This window comes from Antarctobacter jejuensis (assembly GCF_052266595.1).
GTDB lineage: Bacteria > Pseudomonadota > Alphaproteobacteria > Rhodobacterales > Rhodobacteraceae > Antarctobacter > Antarctobacter jejuensis.
Genome location: NZ_JBQQXJ010000007.1, coordinates 1 through 20438 on the forward strand (window position 1 = coordinate 1; position 20438 = coordinate 20438).

Consider the following 20438-nt stretch of genomic DNA (forward strand, 5'->3'; position numbering starts at 1 on the left):
CGTACGCCTTGAAGTCACCGAAGTACTTGGTGATCGCCGCCGTCAGCGTCGTCTTGCCGTGGTCAACGTGACCGATCGTGCCGATGTTGCAGTGCGGCTTGCCGCGTTCAAACTTTTCCTTACCCATCTCTTAGACGCCTCACGGTTGTTGGACCCGGCACCACAGCCGGACGTTTCATGGCGCGCCGTTTATTGAGTCGGGCGCCGAAAATCAAGCATCAGTTGGACCTTGGCCGCGGTCAGCGCGGTCGACGAGGATCAGCAGCGGTCCTCGACGCTCGGGGCGTCCTTGCTCGGTGTGTAACCTTCGGTGAACCAACCCTCGTTTGCCTGCATCTCGCGCAGCCAGTCCTCGACGTCCTTGGCCGCCGTCTCGGCAAGTCGCTGCATCCGCTCTTCGCGTGTCAGCGCAAGGCGCGATTCGAAGACCTGGATGATCCGGACGTCATGCACGTCCGCGTGCATCTTGTTGCACTTCGAGTCGTAGACGAAAAAGGTCAGTTGCAGCGCCGATTTCCCCGGCACGACCGGAGGCGGCAGGGAATAGGCCAGAACCTTGATTCCGAAGTAGTATTCGCTGTCGCCTTCGAACCTCTTGAACCGCTCGTGAAAGGCCCCGCGCACAGTCTCGATCCATTCTTCGGAGGTCGCGTCCTGCGACACGAGGAGCTTTTGCGGCTCGGGTGTTTCTGCGCGGACGACAGCCGAGACCAGCCGGAAGTCTCCCATGGGCTGGGTCGGCTTGCTCAGGTCCTGTGTGGCATCGGTGCAGGCAACAAGCCCGACAAACAGCAGCAATGCGGCAGCAATTCGGATCATGGACATCCCCTCCTGAATGCGCGCCCGATAACGCGACGTCCCCCTGCCTGCAAGCGCTGCGGGGCTTTGTCGAGTCCCCCCACCGCCCGAACTTGGCGACAGCGACCGACGGGCCACAGAAACGGCGCGGCAACACGCTCGGGGCAGGCGTGATCGTAACACTGGACTTTCACAATTTCGTCAGATTGGAGGTACCGCTGCGGCACACCTACCTCACCGCACGGTTCGCGCCCGCCGTGCAGGCCGGGGCTCCGCCCTTCCGGTCGCCAAGAACTCCACCGGAGGTCTCGCCGCGCTATGCGCGGTTCGCGCCCGCCGTACAAGCCGGGGCTCCGCCCTTCCGGTCGCCAAGACCTCCACTGGAGGTCTCGCCGCGCTATGCGCGGTTCGCACCCGCCGTACAGGCCGGGGCTCCGCCCTTCCGGTCGCCAAGACCTCCACTGGAGGTCTCGCCGCGCTATGCGCGGTTCGCGCCCGGAACCCACAAGACGTCTGCCTTGCCGTCATCGTTGGCGATGCGCGCGGCGACAAAGAACCAGTCCGACAGGCGGTTGAGGTATTTCACCGCCTCCGGGTTCACCGATTCCATCGTCGCCAGTTCGACCACGAAACGCTCTGCCCGGCGTGCCACCGTGCGGCAGTGGTGAAGCTGCGCCGACAAAACGGACCCGCCCGGCAGGATGAAGCTGCGCAACGGTTCCAGTCGCGCGTTCATCGCGTCGATCTCCGATTCCAGCCGCGTCACCTGCGATCCAGCCATGCGCAGCGGCGGGTATTCCCGCTCGGCGTCCTTTTCCATGTCCGGGGTGCACAGGTCCGCGCCCAGATCGAACAGGTCGTTCTGAATGCGGCTCAACTGACCGTCCAGATCGCCCTCGGCCTGCAAACGTGCCAACCCGACAACCGAATTCAGCTCATCCACGGTGCCATAAGAGGTCACCCGCGTGGAAAACTTGGCGACGCGCGCGCCATTGCCCAGCGCCGTCTCACCGGCATCGCCGGTCTTGGTGTAGATCTTGCTCAGTACGACCATGTCACTTTCCCCGGATCCAGACGAAGGCCAGAATCAGGACCACGGCGATGAACTGCGCCGCGATCCGCCAGCGCATCGCGCGGTTGGCGTATTTCTTGTTGAACTCCCCGCCCTTGGCAAACGTCCCGATGCCAAACAGCAGGATACCCAGCACCACCAGCATGGCGATGCCGACAACGACGAACAATGGGTCCTTGGCCATGATAACTCCCCGGCTTTGCGCACCACATAGCGGACATATTCAGAAAAGCGACAGGACTTAGAGTCACCCCTTGGCGGTCAGCCAGTCCATACCCCGGGTCGTCAGCACCCGCCGCACGATCCCCATCAGCCAGGTTGCCCGCGTCACGTAATACCGCGGCTTCGGGCGCGGGCTTTCGAGTGCGCGGATCAGCTTCGCCGTCACTGCCGAAGGCGGCAGTTCGAACATGTCCGGCCCGCGCTCTTCGTAGAGACGCTTCAACAGGTTGGATTCGTATTGCGCGGCGCGGGCGCTGTTCTTCCAGTCGATCCAGCGTTCGAAATGCGGGATCGAGTTCACCCGGATCTTTGTCGAAATCGGTCCGGTGTTCAGTGTGACGACATGGATCGGCGTGTCGCGCATCTCGATCCGCAGCGTGTCGGTCATGCCTTCGACCGCGAATTTCGTGGCATTGTAAGCCGCCCGCCAAGGCGCCACCACAAGGCCCAGAACCGATCCGTGATTGACGATCCGCCCGTGGCCCTGCGCCCGCATCACCGGGATCACCGCCCTTGTCAGGTCATGCCAGCCAAAGACATTCGCCTCGAAAATCTCGCGCAGCGCCTCTGTCGGCAGATCCTCCAACGCGCCGGGCATGGCATAGGCCCCGTTGTTGAACAACGCATCCAGCGTGCCGCCGGTCGCCTGCAGTACCTCCGCCAGGGCGGTCTCGATCGTCTCCGGGTCACTGTAGTCCAGCCGCGGGCTTTCGAAGCCCGCCGCGCGCATCCGCACACAATCGGCCTCTTGCCGACAGGAGGCAAAGACGCGCCAGCCGCGCGCCTTCAGGCCAAGTGCGGCGTCATGGCCAATGCCAGAGGAGCAGCCGGTAATGAGGATCGATCGCTGTGTCATGGCCGCGCCTTAGATCACCGGCGCCGCAATGGGAAGGGAGCGGCTCAGCGGGCCGCCGCCTCAAGGAAGTCGTCCGACATCCAGCCTACCTCGTTGCCGTCGATGGTCCGCAACCGGACCCAGCCGTCGCCGGTGTCATCCAGCACTTCGACCTCGACCCCTTTCAGCAGCTGCGTGACGACGTCATAGCTTGTTGCCGGTCCACCGCGCAGGTTCACGCGCGTGCCCGACACCACGCGCATGTCCGCCGAGGTCTGGGACGCGGTTGGCGGGGTGATGATTCCGTTCATCGGCGTGCCCAGCGGCAGCGAACCTCCAAGGCCGGAAATCCGCACCTGCGGCTGTTCGGGCTCAAGGCTTTCCACCACGGTCGAACCGTCGGGGGCATTCTGGATCTTGTCGGCCAGCAGCGCGGCGAGATCCTGATCGTTCAGGGTCGCGGTCGGATCGGGGTCCGTGGCGCCGGGTTCCGTTACATCGATCGTCTGGAACAGCGCCGGATTGGCATCCGGTACCGCAGCCCCCGGTGCCCGCACGGAAATGACCTTGGCGCCGTCAGGGTCACGGCTTTGCAGCGAACTGACGCGCGGCGTGTTCTTGGCGCTCAGCACCGCCTCCGGGAATTGCAGCCGCAGCTTCGGCGTTTGCGCCTCTGCCGGGCCCGGAGCGTTGTAGGGTTTGAAATCAGCCATAATCTGCACCCCGTGTTCACCGGGCACAAACTCGGTGCCGCCGGACAGCTCCCACCAAGCGAATCCAAGCGCAAGAAACGTAACAATAATGATATTGGCCCGGATCATCGGAACCCCCTACCGTCTCACAGGCGACACGTTTTCGTGCCGCTCATCCCCCGTGCGGACCACCAATCCGCGACGCCGATTGGTTCTAAACGATTCTGTGGCGTTCACTAAGGGAATTTCCCCCATTATTTCCCGCACGCCCGCTTGCTGCAGTCGCGACGCCCAGCTATCACAACATCTATGGACGACGACGCAGACGACCCCAACATCACCGCACGTAACATGGCCGAGCCGCTGCGCCGCGCCATTGGCGAACGTTATCTGACCTACGCGCTCAGCACGATCATGCACCGCGCCCTGCCGGATGCGCGCGACGGGCTGAAGCCTGTTCACCGCCGTATCCTCTATGCAATGCGCAGGCTGCGACTTAGTTCCACCGGGGGCTTTCTGAAGTCTGCAAAAATCAGCGGCGACACCATGGGGGACTTTCACCCGCACGGCGACGCGGCGATTTATGACGCCATGGCGCGTCTCGCGCAGGACTTCACCATTCGCTATCCGCTGGTCGACGGTCAGGGCAACTTTGGCAACATCGACGGCGATAACCCGGCCGCGTCGCGCTATACAGAAGCGCGGATGACCATCATGTCCGAGGCCCTGCTCGAAGGGCTGGATGAGAACTCGGTCGATTTCCGCCCCAACTATGATGGCCGCCTGCAGGAACCTTCGGTCCTGCCCGCCTCATATCCGAACCTGCTGGCCAATGGGTCCAGCGGGATCGCCGTGGGCATGGCCACCAATATTCCGCCGCACAACATCGTAGAACTGATCAACGCCTGTCTGCATCTCATCAAATCGCCGAACGCGGTGGATGACACGCTGATGCAATTTGTGCCGGGGCCCGATTTCCCCACCGGGGGCGTGATCGTCGAACCGGCGGACAACATTGCGCAGGCCTATCGCACCGGGCGCGGCAGCATCCGCCTGCGCGCGAAATGGAACGTCGAGGATCTGGGCCGGGGCACGTGGCAGGTCGTCGTGACCGAGATTCCTTATCAGGTGCAGAAATCCAAGCTGGTCGAACGCATCGCTGAGTTGATCCAGACCAAGAAGGTCCCGATCTTGGCTGACGTGCGGGATGAGTCCGCCGAAGACGTGCGGATGATCCTCGAACCGCGCTCCAAGAACGTCGACCCCGACGTGCTGATGAACATGCTTTTCCGTAATTCGGACCTAGAAGTCCGCTTTTCGCTGAACATGAACGTGCTGATCGACGGCGTCACACCCAAGGTCTGCTCGCTCAAGGAGGTGCTGCGCGCCTTCCTCGACTTCCGCCGCGAGGTGCTGATCCGCCGGTCGAAACACCGGATGGCCAAGATCGACAACCGGCTGGAGGTGCTGGAAGGGCTGATCGTCGCCTTCCTGAACCTTGACCGGGTGATCGACATCATCCGCTACGATGACGACCCCAAGGCCGCCCTGATGTACGAGGACTGGTCGCGTCCCCATCAAGCCACGATCACCCGCGCCACCGACGAAAGCGATTACGTCTCGCCCCTGGCCGGTGTGGATGTGGGCGCCCTGGAACTGCGTGAGGATCCCGAGGCAATCGCCCGCGGCGTGCTGGCCGATGACGGCACCGACGCCAAGGTGCCTGCGCGCTTTGTCGGCAGGTCCGAAGGCCTGTCCGACGTGCAGGCCGAGGCGATCCTGAATATGCGCCTGCGGTCCTTGCGCCGCCTCGAAGAGCTGGAACTGGTCAAGGAACGCGACGCCCTGATGGAGGAACGCGCGGGCCTTGAGGACCTGTTGGACAGCGAAGAGATGCAATGGACCCGCATCGGCGAAGAGCTGCGCGAGGTGAAGAAGAAATTCGGCAAGGGGCTGGACCGGGGCGCACGCCTGACCGCCTTTGCCGAGGCGACAGAGACCGAGGACGTGCCGATCGAGGCCATGATCGAGCGTGAGCCGATCACCGTCGTCTGTTCACAGATGGGCTGGATTCGCGCCATGACCGGTCATATCGCGCTGGACCGCGAGTTGAAGTTCAAGGACGGCGACGGCCCGCGCTTCATCTTCCACGCCGAGACCACCGACAAACTTCTGGTCTTTGCCTCGACAGGCCGCTTCTACACCGTGTCGGCGGCCAGCCTTCCGGGCGGACGCGGCATGGGCGAACCGCTGCGCCTGATGGTGGATCTGCCGAACGAGGCAGAGATCATCGACATCTTCATCCACCAACCCGGGCGCAAGCTGTTGGTGGCCTCCTCTGCCGGGGACGGGTTCCTCGTGCCCGAGGACGAGATCATCGCCCAGACCCGGACCGGCAAGCAGGTCCTGAACGTGCGCGCCCCGTCCCGGGCGCTGGTCTGCAAGCCCGTGACCGCAGACCATGTGGCCGTGGTGGGCGAGAACCGCAAGCTGCTGGTCTTCCCTCTGGAAGACCTCCCCGAGATGGGACGCGGCAAGGGCGTGCGCCTGCAAAAATACAAGGACGGCGGCCTGTCCGATGCCCGCACCTTCCTCTTGGAGGCGGGGCTGTCTTGGCAGGATCCGGCGGGCCGCACCCGCACGGTGGAGGCCGCCGAACTGGAAGAATGGATCGGCAAGCGCGCGGGCACCGGCCGCATGGCCCCGCGCGGCTTCCCGAGGGACAACAAGTTCAACTGACAGGGGCGCGCGCAAAAAGCGCATTTGCAACAGTGGGTTGGCGGCACCCTGAAGGGGTCCAAAGATTACGGGGGCGCGGTTTCCAACCGCGCCTCCGTCTTCGTACAAAGACGCCGGAGTTGCGCGCACAGCCGCAAAACGCCACTCTGCCTGCCACAGACACAGCGACAAGGCAGCGCGTTGGACGACAGTCAGCACCCTCCGGCACATCTGGCCGCGGCGGAAAGCGCCGCGCTGGACATGCGCGGGTCGCGGCTGTCGACGCTGTTTTCCGGCACCCGCTGGCGCATCTTCCTGCTGACGCTTGGCACCGGCATCCTGACCGTGCTGACGCTGGGCCTGTATCGCTTCTGGCAGAAAACCCGCATCCGGCGCTGGTACTGGTCCGCCGTCCGCCCCGGCGGGCACCCGATGGAATACGTGGGCGACCCCTATGAGAAACTGCTGGGCTTCCTGATCGCGGTTGTGATCCTCGCCTTCTACATCGGGATCGTGAACCTGCTTTTGATGTTCGTCAGCTTTGCGGTCTTTGGCGGCAACGTCACCGCCTATGCACTCAGCATTGTGGGTATCTTTCCGATCTGGGCCTACGCCCGCTACCGGGCGCGGCGCTACGTGCTGGCCCGGACGCGCTGGATGGGCCTGCGGTTTGGTCTTGAACCCGGCGCATGGGGCTTTGCCTTTCGCGCGGTCGGGCACAGTTTCCTGACGCTGATCACCCTTGGCCTGCTCTGGCCGCGCATGACCTTCTGGCTGGAAAAATACCGCACGGACCGGACGTGGTTCGGCGACCGTAAAATGGAACAGGGCGGCACATGGACCATGCTGTTCTGGGCGCTCAAATGGCACCTGATCGCGCTTGGCATCGGGGTTGCGGCCACCGTCCTGCTGGGCGCGGGACAAGAGCCGCTGGCCGTGCTGGGCTATGCGCTGGCCGGTCTGCTGTTCCTCTTCGGCATGGTCTACTACCGGGTCGAGACGCTGAAGCGCCTGACCAATGAAAAGCGCCTTGGCGACATGCGCCTGACCCTGTCGGTGACCCCCCTGCGCGTGTTCTGGATCGTGACCTCCGGCTATCTCTTTGCCCTGCTCGTCTCTGCCATCCCGACCGGCGTCATGGCGCTGGCCTTTGCGCAGTTGCAATCGCTCGACTCGCTGGCCGAGATCGGGGCCGAACTGCCGGGCATGTTGGGGGACGCGAACCGCTGGGTGCTGATCGCTCTCTCGATCATGTGCTACTTTTCCATCTTCCTGATCTGGTCCGCTCTGACGCAGGCCTGGGTCAAGATGCCCCTGACCCGCCTCTACGCACGCGGTCTGCGGGTTGATGGGGCGGACGCGCTGCCCGGCATCCGCCAGCGTCCCCGCGATGAACACATGGAGGCCGAAGGCTTTGCCGAGGCGCTGGATGTGGGGGCCTCGCTATGAGCACGCTTCTGCACGTGGGATCGAAACCGCCCGCCTTCGAAACCGAAGGCACCTTTCTGGACGGCCACACGGCAACCGCCCGGCACGTCGCGCTGCGGATCGACGAAACCCGGCGCACTCTGACCGGCGACGGTCTCGACTGGCTGCTGGATGACATCCGAGAGTTGGAGGACACCGCCGGCGGCGACCTGATCGTCCTGCGCATCAAGGATAACCCGGTTGCGCGGCTGATCCTGACGGACGTCAGCATTCGCCCCCGTCTGCCGAACCGCACCCGCAGCGCGCCCTTTGTCCGCCGCCGTCGTCTGGCCGCATGGGCTCTGGCGGCGCTTGCCTCGGTCGCGCTGATCCTGTTCATTCTGGTGCCGACAATGGCGGACCAACTGGCCGAATACGTCCCCCCCGAAGGCGAGAAGGCGCTCGGAGAGGTGACGCTCCTGCAGGTGCGAGAGGCGCTGGACGACACCGGCCTAGGCCCGGTTTCCTTCTGCACCGAACCAAAAGGAGAGGCCGCGCTGCGCGAGATCCAGAGCCGCCTGACCGCCCATATGGACCCGGCCCCGGACCTGACCGTGCATGTGCTGAACCACGGTCTGGTCAACGCCTTCGCCCTGCCGGGCGGTCATATCGTCTTTTTCCGCGGTCTCATCGACAAGGCCGAACACCCGGATGAAATCGCCGCGATCTTTGCCCATGAAATCGGCCACGTCGTCAGCCGGGATCCCACCCGCCACGCCATGCGCTCGGCCGGGTCGATCGGGGTGCTGGGGCTGATCTTCGGCGATTTCGCGGGCGGGGCCATCGTGCTGTTCCTGACCGAACAGCTGATCGAGGCGCAATACACCCGCGAGGCAGAGGCAGAGGCCGATGTCTTTGCCCATGACATGATGCTCCGCGCGGGTCTGTCGCCCGGCGCGCTGGCGGTGATGTTCGAACGGTTCCGCGACAGCGGCGACGAAAAGGCCCGGGGGTTCCTTGCGCATTTCCGGTCACATCCCGAACTGGGAGACCGGATCGATCAGGCCCGCCTTGCCGTCCCGTCCGGCTTTCAGCCGCAACCGCTTCTGGAAGGATCCGACTGGACCGCGCTCAAGAACATCTGCGAAGGCGACTCGCTGTACTAAATCCGCAACGCGCCGCACCTAACGCTGGGGCAGGCATTCCAGACTTTACGGGGCCATGCTGCATACGCATCCTAGGGGCATCACAGGACACGCGACCCTCACGCGCGCATTGCATCACGAGAGAGACAGGTAAAATGAATACCGACCAAGATATTATGGAAATCACCTACACAGGCGACAAGGGACCGCTTTTCGGTCTGTCGCTGAAAACCGGCATCCTGACCATACTGACGCTGGGCATTTACCGGTTCTGGCAGAAGACCCGCATCCGCAAATACATCTGGTCCTCGGTCAATGCTGGCGGCGACACCTTTGAATACACCGGCACCGGCGTGGAAAAGTTTCTGGGCTTCCTCGTCGCCATCGTTTTTCTGGCGATCTATGTCGGCATCATCCAGATGGCGCTGTTCTACGCGGGCATCAACATCATGGTGAACCCAGAAGAGGTTTCGCCGCATGAGGCGATGATGCAGATCTTGGCGATCTACATCACCTTCTTCGCGGTGCTGCCCTTCCTGCTGTTCGCGATATATCGCGCGCGGCGCTACAAGATGGCGCGCACCCGCTGGCGGGGCATCCGCTTTGGCATGGAAAAGGGCGCCTGGGGCTACGTGCTGCGCGCTCTGGGCTATGGCCTGCTGGCGATCCTGACACTGGGCATCCTGACCCCGCTGCAGACCTTCAAGCTGGAAAAATACATGGCCGACCGCAGCTATTATGGCACGGCCCGTTTTGAACAGCAGGGCAAGTGGACCGAACTCTTTCCCGCGATGAAGCACATCCTGATCGGCATCGGCCTGCTGATCGTGGGCGGCGGCCTGATGGCCGCGGGTGCCTCGGGCAGCCAAGCGCTGATCGTCATCGGCGGCATCGCTCTGGTCGTCGCCTATTTCTGGCTCATCTTCGGCTCCATCCACTACGGTGTGCAATCCTTTGCCTACCTGACCCGCAACAAGGTCCTGAACGGTGAGATCCGCTTTGCCGCCACGCAGCGCACCGGCTTTGTCATCAAGACCTACATCCTTGGCGGTTTGCTGGTGGGTCTGCTGGCCTCCGTGGCCTTCGGGATCGTCGGCGCGATTGCCGGCGTCTTCATCCAGACAATGGGCCCGACACAGGGCGCGATGCTCGCTTTCGGGATCGTCATGGGTATCGGCTATATCATTGCACTGGTCCTGATCCAGGCGCTGAGCCTCGTGTTCATCACCCAGCCGATCCTCGCGCATTACATCACCAACATCGGCATCACCAATGCAGGCGCGTTGAACCGCATCGCCCAGCGTGAGGCCGAAACCGGCGTCGATGCCGAAGGCTTTGCCGATGCGCTGGACGTGGGTGGCGCGATCTGATGCAGCGCACAGAGGCGTATTTCTTCGATGGCCTCACGGCAGGGCGACATGATGTTCATGTCGCCCTTTCCGATGGCCGGATGTCGCTGACCATCACCGGCGATACCCTTGAGGCACCGCTGGTCTGGAAGCTGATGGATCTGCGCGCGCTTGCGGATACCTCGGACGGCACGCGGCTGACCCTGACCCGTCTGGCCGAGACAGAGGACGAGGCTCCGCGCGATCCGGCGCGGCTGGTCATTCTTGACCCGGAACTGATCGACTGGATGCACCGCACCCGCCCCGGCCTGTTCAAGACCGATCTGCACCCCGGCACATGGCGCAAGCTGTTCACCTATGCGGGTGGCGCAGCGGTTGCTGCGGGGCTGATGCTCTTCGTGATCCTGCCCGCCATGGCCAACTCGCTGGCCCGGATCATCCCGGTCGAACGAGAGGTCGCCTTTGGCAAGACCATCACCGCCCAGATGGAGCGGTTTCTGGGAGGCTCGGGCGTGGGCACCCTGCGCTGTGACGACCCCGCCGGAGAGGCCGCGCTGAAAAAGATGCTGGCCCGGCTGACCGGTCCGCAGGACATGGAATATCAGATCGCGCTGCAGGTCTTTGACCACGGCATGGTCAACGCCTTTGCCGCGCCCGGCGGGCAGGTCGTCATCCTGCGCGGCCTGCTGGACGAGGCCGAAGGCCCGGATGAGGTCGCGGGCGTTCTGGCGCATGAAATCGCCCATGTGGAAAACCGCGACGCCACCCGCCACGCCTTGCGGGCGGCAGGCTCGGCCGGGCTTTTGACCATGATCCTTGGCGATTTCACCGGCGGCGCGGCGCTGGCCTTTGTGGGCGAACACATGATTTCCGCCTCCTACACGCGTGAGGCAGAGGCGGGCGCGGACCTCTTTGCACTGAACATGCTGGGTGATGCCGATGTCAGCGCCGACGGCTTTGGCCATTTCTTCGACGGGCTGGACGACATGGGTGCAGTCGAACTGCCCGCTTATCTTGCCACCCACCCCGTCACCGCCGAGCGTGCCGAACAGGCGCGCGACTTTGCGCAAGCCCAGACCGGCACCACGCAAATTCTGACGGATGCAGAATGGCAGGCGCTGAAGTCGATCTGCGACTGACCTGCCGCAGCACATTATCTAGGATGCCCATCGCGTGATCACCGGGCCCCCGCGCCTGCGCGACCGCTGTTTCGACATCTACCTGATGGGCAAAGCCAGAGGCGATTCCGGCCACGGCAGGTTTCCTTTACGAAGGGTTGCAGCACGTATAGGCACCGAATTCCGCCCCAGACCCCAAAACGTCCCGTCATGGCGACGCTGACGGACGCTAACGCGACGATTTTTCGCTGTTTCCGTCTGTCCCCGCAGGCTACACCACCGGGCAAGGAAGTTGCGCGGGGGCCCGCCCTCGCGTTCGTTTTGACCTGAGGAGAGACACGCATATGAAGGTCCTGGTACCCGTCAAGCGCGTGATCGACTACAACGTGAAGGTCCGCGTAAAGGCGGATGGCAGCGGTGTCGATCTGGCGAACGTCAAGATGTCGATGAACCCCTTCGACGAGATTGCCGTAGAAGAGGCGATCCGCCTGAAGGAAGCCGGCAAGGCGACCGAAATCGTCGCCGTGTCGATCGGCGTCAAGCAGAGCCAGGAAACCCTGCGCACCGCGCTGGCCATGGGTGCCGACCGCGCCATCCTCGTGACCGCCGCCGATGACGTGCACACCGATATCGAACCGCTGGCCGTGGCCAAGATCCTTGCCGCCATCGTCAAGGAAGAAGAGCCGGGCCTCGTCCTCTGCGGCAAGCAGGCCATCGACAACGACCTGGGCGCCACCGGCCAGATGCTGTCCGCCCTTCTGGGCTGGTCTCAGGCCATGTACGCCAACAAGGTTGATGTCGACGGCGATCATGCGGTCGTCACCCGTGAGGTCGACGGCGGCCTGCAGACCGTCAAGGTCAAGATGCCGACCATCATCTCGACAGACCTGCGCCTGAACGAGCCGCGCTATGCCTCGCTGCCGAACATCATGAAGGCCAAGAAAAAGCCGATGGATGAAAAGACGCCCGAGGATTACGGCGTCGACGTCAGCCCGCGTCTCGAAATCGTCTCGACCACCGAACCCGCCGCCCGCGCGGCCGGTGAGATCGTCGGTTCGGTCGACGAGTTGGTCGCCAAGCTGAAAGAAAAGGGGATCGTGTGATGGCTGTTCTGCTGATTGCCGAAATTACCGATGGCGCGCTGTCGATGGACGCCACCGCCAAGACCGTCTCCGCCGCCAAGGCATTGGGCGACGTGACCGTTCTGGCCGCCGGTGCCTCCGCCAAGGCCGCCGCCGCCGAGGCCGCGACCATCGAAGGCGTGTCCAAGGTGCTGGTCGCCGAGGATGACCTCTACGGTCACCGCCTGGCAGAGCCGGTCTCGGCGCTGATCGCCTCGCTGGCCGGGGACTATTCCCACATCGTCGCCCCCGCCACCACCGACGCCAAGAACATCCTGCCGCGCGTGGCCGCGCTCTTGGACGTGATGGTGCTGACCGATGTGACCGCCGTGGTTGACGCCGACACGTTCGAGCGTCCGATCTACGCCGGCAACGCGATCCAGACGGTAAAGTCGAAAGACGCGAAAAAGGTCATCACGTTCCGCACCTCCACCTTTGACGCCGCACCGACCGGTGGCGCCGCCGCCGTCGAGGACATCGCAGCCGGGGACAACCCGGGCCTGTCCGAATGGGTCGAGGACAAGGTGGCCGAAAGCGACCGTCCCGAGCTGACCTCGGCCGGTGTCGTCGTCTCCGGTGGCCGTGGCGTCGGCAGCCAGGAAGACTTTGCCATCATCGAAAAGCTGGCGGACAAGCTGAACGCCGCTGTCGGTGCCTCGCGCGCCGCCGTCGACTCGGGCTTTGCCCCGAACGACTGGCAGGTGGGCCAGACCGGCAAGGTCGTGGCACCGGACCTCTACGTCGCGGTCGGAATCTCGGGTGCGATCCAGCACCTCGCCGGCATGAAGGACAGCAAGGTCATCGTCGCGATCAACAAGGACGAAGAGGCCCCGATCTTCCAGGTGGCCGATTACGGCCTCGTCGCGGACCTGTTCCAGGCCGTGCCGGAACTGACCGAAAAACTGTAAGGTGCGATGGGTGCCCGGCACCCAGCCTACGCATCCGGAAAGGCCCGCCTGCAACGGCGGGCCTTTTCACATTCCAGAGCCCCGCTTCGGATCAGGGCATCTCCACGATGTCCCGCAGCGCGGTTTCGAGCATCTCTGCCGCCTCCCGGTGGGCCTGCGGCCCCAGCAACTCCGCCGCTGCGCAGGCCTCGAAATCGGAAAAGACCATCCCCCTGGTGCCGTCGGTCAGAGCCGCGTCCGAGGCTGCGACCTCGACCACCTTGCTGACGCGCGGACGCAGGGTTTCGACCATGTCGCGGTTCACGAACAGCGGGTCTCCCTCCAGCGTTGCGGGCATTTCTGTCGGTACCGAATGATCGGCGAACCACAGCAGGATCACCTTGCCCCGGATCTGCGTCAGCAGGTGTTTCATCCGCGCGGTCCAGGCCATGCGCAATTCGTCCACGACCTCCTGAAACCGTTCCTTCGAAACGTCGGACAGGCGCCCCAGCATGTGGCGGACGAAATGGAACTCCGTGAAATCGACCTCCGGATACAGCGCCTGCAGCCGGTCAGAGGCGCGCAGGAACCTGTCATTGCGACGCGGATGCACTGAATAGTAGCGGTTCGACTGGTTCTGCGCCCCCATGACCTGCACGACCTTGGCATCGGACGCCGAAATCATGTCCAGCACCGACGGATCGTTCAGATACAGATCCACCCCCGCATTCGCGACGCCGAAATTCACGCAGGACACGCTGATCCGTTGTTCGATCAGTGTCGGAAATGGAATCTCAATGAACCGGCCATAGGTTTCGGTTCCACCGAGGAATGCAATGTAACGACCATCCAACTGCCGACGCGGACCGCGGAACAGCACTCGGGACCCGCCATAACGACAGGGATAATATTCAAGGGCCCCACGGCCCCCACCATGTACGGACATAATACCCACCTTTTCTTCACCCGTTGGGCAGAATCGGGCAAAGGTCTTGTCATTTCGCTAATGCAGCAATGTGAGTCGAATGCTTCGGGTCTGCGGCCCCTCGCCCGGTCTTGCAGCGGGCGGTCAGGCGGGCCATTGTGTGCGCGCAAACAAAGGGGTGCGGTATGGAGATCAAGTCGGTCGGCGTCATTGGCGCGGGTCAGATGGGCAACGGGATCGCCCATGTCATGGCATTGGCGGGCTATGACGTCTGCCTGAACGACATCAGTCAGGATGCGCTTGACGCGGCGGTCGCAACCATCACCCAGAACCTTGACCGGCAGGTCAGCCGCGAAAAGATCGCCGCCGAAGACCGCGATGCCGCGCTGCAGCGCATCCGCACCACGCTGGCCCTGCCAGAGGTCGCACAGACCGATCTGGTGATCGAGGCGGCAACGGAAAACGAGGACATCAAGAACAAGATCTTTGCCGCCCTTGTCCCGGAACTGGCGCCGCAGACGATCCTGACCTCGAACACCTCGTCGATCTCGATTACTCGACTGGCCTCACGCACCGACCGGCCGGAGAAATTCATGGGGTTCCACTTCATGAACCCGGTGCCGCTGATGAAGCTGGTCGAACTGATCCGCGGCATCGCCACGGACAAGGAAACCTATGAAAGCTGTCTTGCGGTGGTCAATCGCCTCGACAAGACCGCCGCCAGCGCCGAGGATTTCCCCGCCTTCATCGTCAACCGCATCCTGATCCCGATGATCAACGAGGCCTGCTATACGTTGTACGAAGGCGTCGGAAACGTGCAGTCGATCGACATGGCGCTGAAACTGGGCGCGAACCACCCGATGGGGCCGCTGGAACTGGCCGATTTCATCGGGCTGGACACCTGCTTGGCAATCATGAACGTGCTGCACGACGGTCTGGCCGACACCAAATACCGCCCCTGCCCGCTGCTGACCAAATATGTCGAGGCCGGCTGGCTGGGCCGCAAGACAAACCGCGGGTTCTACGATTACCGCGGAGAGGTGCCCGTCCCCACCCGGTGACCCAAGCCCCGGACAGGGACAGGGCCGGTCAATCGCTCAGGACATGACCTCGGCGGCGAAACAGGCCTGCTGCACCGCGGGCACCGTCCCCGGGGCCGTCACCTGAAAGGGCTGTTGCAGCAGGATCTGGCCCTCCGCCTCCAGCTGGAACATCCAGGCGCCCTCGACCAGTTCATAGTCCCGCTCGAAGGTGAACAGGTTCAGCGAGGGCTCTCCGAAATTCATCGCCGCCGACCAGCGTTCGACCGTCACCCCCTCTACCCCCATCGGCGGATGGGTGACCACCACGGTCACCTCCGGCATCGTGGCGCCGGGCGTCAGGGTGGCCCGAATGCCAAAGCTCAGCCCCATCTCGGCGGGCACTTGCAAGGTCTCCACGTCAATCGGGCGATCCTGATCGATCAGGTTCAGCAAGCCCGACAGCGTCTCCGGGGCCGGGCGGCTGCCCTGCATCTCGACCTCGCAGATGACGCCATGCGAATCCAGTTGCAGCGGCGGCTCGACAAAAGCGCCCCCATCGGCAAAGGCGGCAGACCCAAGGGCCAGGACTGCGATCAGGGGGGGCACCGGTTTCGCAAACATGTCAACAACTCTCCTCAGGCTGGATTCCCAGTCTAACATGAGTGAAATGTGCCCGCAGAGGCGGGTTTTGCCTACCTTTGATTTCCCGAAACGCAAAAAGCCCCCCCGAAACGGGAGGGCTTTCGCCGATGTCTGTGCGGGGATCAGCCTATCGCGACGGCTTTTACGTCCTCGTCGATGTAGGGAACATATTGTTCGAAGTTGTCGGCGAACATATGCACCAGCTTCTGCGCCTGAACGTCATAGGCCGCCTTGTCGTCCCATGTCTTGCGCGGATCCAGCAGCAGTTCCGGCACACCTTCGACCGACACCGGCACCTCGAAGCCGAAATTCGGGTCCTTGCGGAACTCGGCGCTGGCCAGCTTGCCCTCCAGCGCGGCGTGCAGCAGCGCGCGGGTCGCCTTGATCGGCATCCGGCTGCCGGTGCCATAGGCGCCACCGGTCCAGCCGGTGTTCACCAACCAGCAGGTCGCGCCGTGCTTGGCGATCTTGTCGCGCAAGAGGTTGCCATAGGCCTCCGGACGGCGCGGCATGAAAGGCGCGCCGAAACAGGTGCTGAAGGTCGGCTCCGGCTCTGTCACGCCCCGTTCGGTCCCCGCAACCTTGGAGGTGAAGCCCGACAGGAAGTGATACATCGCCTGCGCCGGGGTCAGCCGCGCAATCGGCGGCAGCACGCCAAAGGCGTCGCAGGTCAGCATGATGATGTTCTTGGGGTGGCCACCCAGCGCCGTCTTGGACGCGTTCGAAATATAGTGCAGCGGATAGGCGCAGCGCATGTTCGCCGTCAGGCTGTCATCCTCGAAATCGAGGTCAAAGGTCTCGGAGTCAAAGACCATGTTCTCGATCACGGTGCCGAACATCTCGGTCGTGGCGTAGATTTCCGGCTCGGCCTCGGGCGACAGGTTGATGGTCTTGGCATAACAGCCACCTTCGAAGTTGAAGGTGCCGCGCGGCGACCAGCCGTGCTCGTCATCGCCGATCAGCACGCGATCCGGATCCGCCGACAGGGTGGTCTTGCCGGTGCCGGACAGGCCAAAGAAGATCGCCGTATCGACCGGGTTGTTCGGCGCGTGGTTGGCCGAACAGTGCATCGCCATGATGCCCTTGCCGGGCAGGATGTAGTTCAGCAGCGTGAAGACGGACTTCTTGTTCTCACCGGCATATTCGGTGTTGCCGATCAGGATGATCTTCTTGTCAAAGTTCAGCGCGATCACCGTTTCCGTGCGGCAGCCGTGCTTTTCCGGGTCCGCCTTGAAGGTCGGGCAGTTGATGATGGTGAAATCCGCGACAAAGCTGTCCAGATCCTCGCGGTCCGGACGGCGCAGCATGTGGCGGATGAACAGGTTGTGCCAGGCCAGTTCCGAAATCACGCGCACGTCGATGGCATTGGCCGGGTCGGCGCCGCCGACCAGATCCTGCACGTAATAATCGCCGCCTTTCATGTGCTCCAGCATGTCGGCATGCAGACGGTCAAAGGCGTCGGGCTCCATCGGGGCATTGTTTTCCCACCAGATCGAATCCTCGACCGACGGGGTGCGCACGATGAATTTGTCCTTGGGCGAACGGCCCGTGTATTTTCCTGTGGTGACGAGGAAGGAACCGCCTTTGCCAAGCGTCCCTTCACCACGTTTGAGCGCGGCTTCAATCAGCGCGGGCTCCATGAGGTTATAATAGACATTGCCCAGCCCTTCGATCCCCTGATCTTCAAGCGTGAACTGCGGGTTTACCCGTCCAAATGTCATCTGCATAGCTCCTGTGGCTTGCGCTGTTCTTAGGTAATGCCGGCGCCTCTTTGCACCGGAGGTCTAAGTTGTAACACGCCGCTTTTTGGCATGAACAGGACGCAATCGCGCAGTTTGCGCTACCAACTTCACATTTAGCGATACCATGGCAGACACCCGCCCGGACCCGCACAATCCTAGGGAACAAGGTGAGGCTTTTTAGCCATTCCTTTGCCAAATTCGCGTCCCCTGAGGGCCCGAGGGTGGCCTGATTCGCAGTTTGACGTTGCTGTAAAGCGGAATTTCGCTGATACTGCGAAAAAAAACAGGCAACCAGAGCAGTAACAAGGACAGCATCATGTCTAAAATCGCCCTTGTGGACGATGACAGGAATATCCTGACGTCGGTGTCCATGACGCTTGAGGCAGAGGGTTTCGAGGTCGAGACCTATAATGACGGTCAGGCCGCGCTTGACGCCTTCAACAAGAAGATGCCCGACATGGCCGTCTTCGACATCAAGATGCCGCGCATGGACGGTATGGACCTGCTACAGCGCGTCCGCCAGAAATCCAAGATGCCGGTGATCTTCCTGACGTCCAAGGACGATGAGATCGATGAGGTTCTCGGCCTGCGCATGGGCGCCGACGACTATGTGAAAAAGCCGTTTTCGCAGCGTCTTCTGGTGGAACGCATCCGCGCGCTGCTGCGTCGGCAAGAGGCCGTCGCCGGTGAAATCGTCGGCGATACCGAAGACACCAAGCTGATGACCCGCGGATCGCTGACCATGGACCCGCTGCGCCACGCGGTGACGTGGAAGGGTCTGGATGTGTCGCTGACCGTGACCGAATTCCTGCTGCTGCAGGCGCTGGCCCAGCGTCCCGGCTTCGTCAAATCGCGCGATCAGCTGATGGACGTGGCCTATGACGATCAGGTCTATGTCGACGATCGCACCATCGACAGCCACATCAAGCGCCTGCGCAAGAAGATGCGTACGGTGGATGAGCAGTTTTCGGCCATCGAGACGCTCTATGGAATCGGCTACCGCTACAACGAAGAGTAAGGGATGGCCCTGGCCGAACAGATCCCCATGACCGACGGGCGGGACACGGACCGGCGCGATGCCGATGTCGTCCTTGGCGACGACTGGGTTGCGCCGGACAGCACCGTCGAAAAGGAACTCCGCGACTCGCGAGAGCGGCGCGGCATGTTCACGCTCAACCGCTCGCCGCTGACGCGCAAGATCATCACGTTCAACCTGATCGCGCTGAACGTGCTGGTCGCGGGGGTGCTGTGGCTGAACTCGTCGCGCGACACCATGGCCGTGCAGCGGGTCAACGCCCTGCAGGCCGAGGTGGAGCTGGTCGCCGACGTGTTCGAGGTGCAACTGCCGCGCGGTGCGCCGGTCAACCTTGGCACCGGCGACGGGATCGACCTGCAGGCCACGCTGGACGGGCTGGACCTGCGCGCGGGCGTGCAACTGCTAGTCTTCGACGGCGCCAGCTTTCTGGTCGGTGAGGCAGAGGGCAAGGTCCCCGCGATCATCCCCCCCGCCGCAGAGGACAAGCCGACCCTGATCTCGGACTTCCTCAACACCGTCTGGGACGGGGTTGCGGGCGTTTTTTCCTATTTCTCCGACGAACCGGACCTCGTGCTGGAGGACCGGCTGCGCCGCGCCATCGAATCCGGCGATCCGTCCACCACCCGGGTCGAGGCTGGTGGCGGCGAAGGCGATACGCTGTTCTTTGCGCTCACGCCGATCCGGCAGGGCGCGCAGATCGTCGGCACCATCGCGCTGGTCTCCCCCGCAAGAGAGATCGACGCCGCCGTTTCCGCCGAACGCGAACGCGTGCTGCAGATGTTCGTCATCGCCACGCTGGTCTCCATCGGGCTCAGCCTCGTTCTGGCCTCGACCATCGCCAACCCGATCTCGGATCTGGCCGATGCCGCCGAAATCGGCCGTGACCGCAACCGCAAGGCGCGCACAACCGGCCGCATCCGCATCCCCGACCTGACCGCCCGCCCCGACGAAATCGGCCGCCTTTCCGGCGCGCTGCGCGGCATGGTCGGCGCGCTTTATGACCGGATCGACGCCAACGAACAGTTCGCCGCCGATGTCGCACATGAGATCAAGAACCCGCTGGCCTCCTTGCGCTCTGCCGTGGGCAGCCTGCGCATGGTCAAGAAAGAGGATCACCGCACCAAGCTGCTCGATGTGATCGAACACGACGTGCGCCGCCTCGACCGTCTGGTCAGCGATATCTCCAACGCCTCAAGGCTGGACAGTGAACTGGTCAAGGAAGAGGAGCAGGAATTCGACCTGCTGGAGATGTTGAACAACATCACCGATTTCCTTGGCCATGACGCCCGCAAGAAGGGCATCGAATTCATCACCGACCTGCCCAAGAACCCGGTCGAACTGACCGGGCTGGAACCGCGACTGGCGCAGGTCTTCGTCAACCTGATCACCAACGCCATCTCCTTTTGCGAGGATGGCGATGCGATCCGCGTCTGGGCCCGGCGCCGCGACAACCGCGTGCTGGTCGTGGTCGAGGATACCGGCCCCGGCATCCCCGAGGAATCGCTGCAGAAGATCTTCAAACGCTTCTACACCTCGCGTCCGCAGCAGGATTTCGGCAACAACTCGGGCCTTGGCCTTGCGATCTCCAAACAGATCGTCGAGGCGCATGGCGGCGTCATCTGGGCCGAAAACATCCGCCCGACAGAGGCCGACGTGACCTCGGAACCGCTGGGCGCGCGCTTCGTGGTCGGCCTTCCGGTCTGATCC

Annotated in this window: 19 protein-coding genes; 10 read left to right on the top strand and 9 right to left on the bottom strand. The window is 63.2% G+C overall.

Going from position 1 to position 20438, the window contains the following annotated elements; all coding sequences use genetic code 11:
* From ACTXGA_RS11385 to ACTXGA_RS11410, 6 genes are all read right to left on the bottom strand, one after another.
* A partial coding sequence (locus tag ACTXGA_RS11385) for a GTP-binding protein (RefSeq protein ID WP_255253612.1) occupies window positions 1-127 on the bottom strand: 127 nt, incomplete at its 3' end.
* Window positions 128-258: 131 nt separating this feature from the next.
* The gene (locus ACTXGA_RS11390; RefSeq protein WP_443393704.1) at window positions 259-819 is read right to left on the bottom strand and encodes a hypothetical protein; all 561 of its coding nucleotides are present in this window, start codon (window positions 817-819) and stop codon (window positions 259-261) included.
* 457 nt (window positions 820-1276) lie between these two features.
* A complete protein-coding gene (locus ACTXGA_RS11395; protein WP_443393705.1) occupies window positions 1277-1852 on the bottom strand; it encodes a cob(I)yrinic acid a,c-diamide adenosyltransferase in 576 nt (191 codons plus the stop codon).
* A 1-nt stretch (window position 1853) separates the two neighbouring features.
* Window positions 1854-2054: a twin transmembrane helix small protein gene (locus ACTXGA_RS11400; RefSeq protein WP_443393707.1), complete on the bottom strand. Its 201-nt coding sequence runs from the start codon at window positions 2052-2054 to the stop codon at window positions 1854-1856.
* 63 nt (window positions 2055-2117) lie between these two features.
* Entirely contained in the window at window positions 2118-2948 is an 831-nt protein-coding gene (locus ACTXGA_RS11405) for an SDR family NAD(P)-dependent oxidoreductase (RefSeq protein WP_443393709.1), read from the bottom strand.
* A gap of 44 nt (window positions 2949-2992) precedes the next feature.
* Window positions 2993-3748, bottom strand: a complete 756-nt coding sequence (locus ACTXGA_RS11410) for an SH3 domain-containing protein (protein WP_443393711.1) — start codon at window positions 3746-3748, stop codon at window positions 2993-2995.
* Window positions 3749-3928: 180 nt separating this feature from the next.
* On the opposite strand from ACTXGA_RS11410, the gene ACTXGA_RS11415 reads away from it, so the two are divergent.
* The 7 genes from ACTXGA_RS11415 to ACTXGA_RS11445 all read left to right on the top strand — a co-directional run bounded on the left by ACTXGA_RS11415 (window position 3929) and on the right by ACTXGA_RS11445 (window position 13385).
* Entirely contained in the window at window positions 3929-6358 is a 2430-nt protein-coding gene (locus ACTXGA_RS11415) for a DNA topoisomerase IV subunit A (protein ID WP_443393712.1), read from the top strand.
* A 180-nt stretch (window positions 6359-6538) separates the two neighbouring features.
* Complete coding sequence (locus ACTXGA_RS11420; protein WP_443393714.1) at window positions 6539-7786, top strand: DUF898 family protein; 1248 nt, start codon at window positions 6539-6541, stop codon at window positions 7784-7786.
* On the top strand, window positions 7783-8910 hold the full coding sequence (locus tag ACTXGA_RS11425; protein WP_443393716.1) for a M48 family metallopeptidase: 1128 nt from the start codon (window positions 7783-7785) through the stop codon (window positions 8908-8910). The genes ACTXGA_RS11420 and ACTXGA_RS11425 overlap by 4 nt, the downstream gene beginning before the upstream one ends.
* Window positions 8911-9044: 134 nt before the next feature.
* The gene (locus tag ACTXGA_RS11430; protein ID WP_443393718.1) at window positions 9045-10259 is read left to right on the top strand and encodes a YjgN family protein; all 1215 of its coding nucleotides are present in this window, start codon (window positions 9045-9047) and stop codon (window positions 10257-10259) included.
* On the top strand, window positions 10259-11377 hold the full coding sequence (locus tag ACTXGA_RS11435) for a M48 family metallopeptidase (protein WP_443393719.1): 1119 nt from the start codon (window positions 10259-10261) through the stop codon (window positions 11375-11377). Before ACTXGA_RS11430 ends, ACTXGA_RS11435 begins: the two co-directional genes overlap by 1 nt.
* Window positions 11378-11700: 323 nt before the next feature.
* On the top strand, window positions 11701-12459 hold the full coding sequence (locus ACTXGA_RS11440) for an electron transfer flavoprotein subunit beta/FixA family protein (protein ID WP_443393721.1): 759 nt from the start codon (window positions 11701-11703) through the stop codon (window positions 12457-12459).
* The gene (locus ACTXGA_RS11445; protein ID WP_443393723.1) at window positions 12459-13385 is read left to right on the top strand and encodes an electron transfer flavoprotein subunit alpha/FixB family protein; all 927 of its coding nucleotides are present in this window, start codon (window positions 12459-12461) and stop codon (window positions 13383-13385) included. The genes ACTXGA_RS11440 and ACTXGA_RS11445 overlap by 1 nt, the downstream gene beginning before the upstream one ends.
* Before the next feature lie 91 nt (window positions 13386-13476).
* On the opposite strand, the gene ACTXGA_RS11450 is transcribed toward ACTXGA_RS11445, so the two are convergent.
* Complete coding sequence (locus ACTXGA_RS11450; RefSeq protein ID WP_443393725.1) at window positions 13477-14310, bottom strand: DUF6473 family protein; 834 nt, start codon at window positions 14308-14310, stop codon at window positions 13477-13479.
* Window positions 14311-14474: 164 nt separating this feature from the next.
* Here ACTXGA_RS11450 and ACTXGA_RS11455 point away from each other — a divergent pair, with 164 nt between their 5' ends.
* On the top strand, window positions 14475-15350 hold the full coding sequence (locus ACTXGA_RS11455; RefSeq protein ID WP_443393727.1) for a 3-hydroxybutyryl-CoA dehydrogenase: 876 nt from the start codon (window positions 14475-14477) through the stop codon (window positions 15348-15350).
* A 36-nt stretch (window positions 15351-15386) separates the two neighbouring features.
* Here the strand turns inward: ACTXGA_RS11455 and ACTXGA_RS11460 are convergent, their stop codons facing one another.
* Window positions 15387-15932, bottom strand: a complete 546-nt coding sequence (locus ACTXGA_RS11460) for a DUF3859 domain-containing protein (protein WP_443393729.1) — start codon at window positions 15930-15932, stop codon at window positions 15387-15389.
* A gap of 143 nt (window positions 15933-16075) precedes the next feature.
* Window positions 16076-17674: a phosphoenolpyruvate carboxykinase gene (locus ACTXGA_RS11465; protein ID WP_443393731.1), complete on the bottom strand. Its 1599-nt coding sequence runs from the start codon at window positions 17672-17674 to the stop codon at window positions 16076-16078.
* A gap of 337 nt (window positions 17675-18011) precedes the next feature.
* Between ACTXGA_RS11465 and ACTXGA_RS11470 the strand changes: the two genes are divergently transcribed.
* On the top strand, window positions 18012-18713 hold the full coding sequence (locus tag ACTXGA_RS11470) for a response regulator transcription factor (protein ID WP_443393732.1): 702 nt from the start codon (window positions 18012-18014) through the stop codon (window positions 18711-18713).
* A gap of 3 nt (window positions 18714-18716) precedes the next feature.
* The gene (locus tag ACTXGA_RS11475) at window positions 18717-20435 is read left to right on the top strand and encodes a sensor histidine kinase (protein WP_443393734.1); all 1719 of its coding nucleotides are present in this window, start codon (window positions 18717-18719) and stop codon (window positions 20433-20435) included.
* The last annotated feature ends 3 nt before the right edge of the window (window positions 20436-20438 follow it).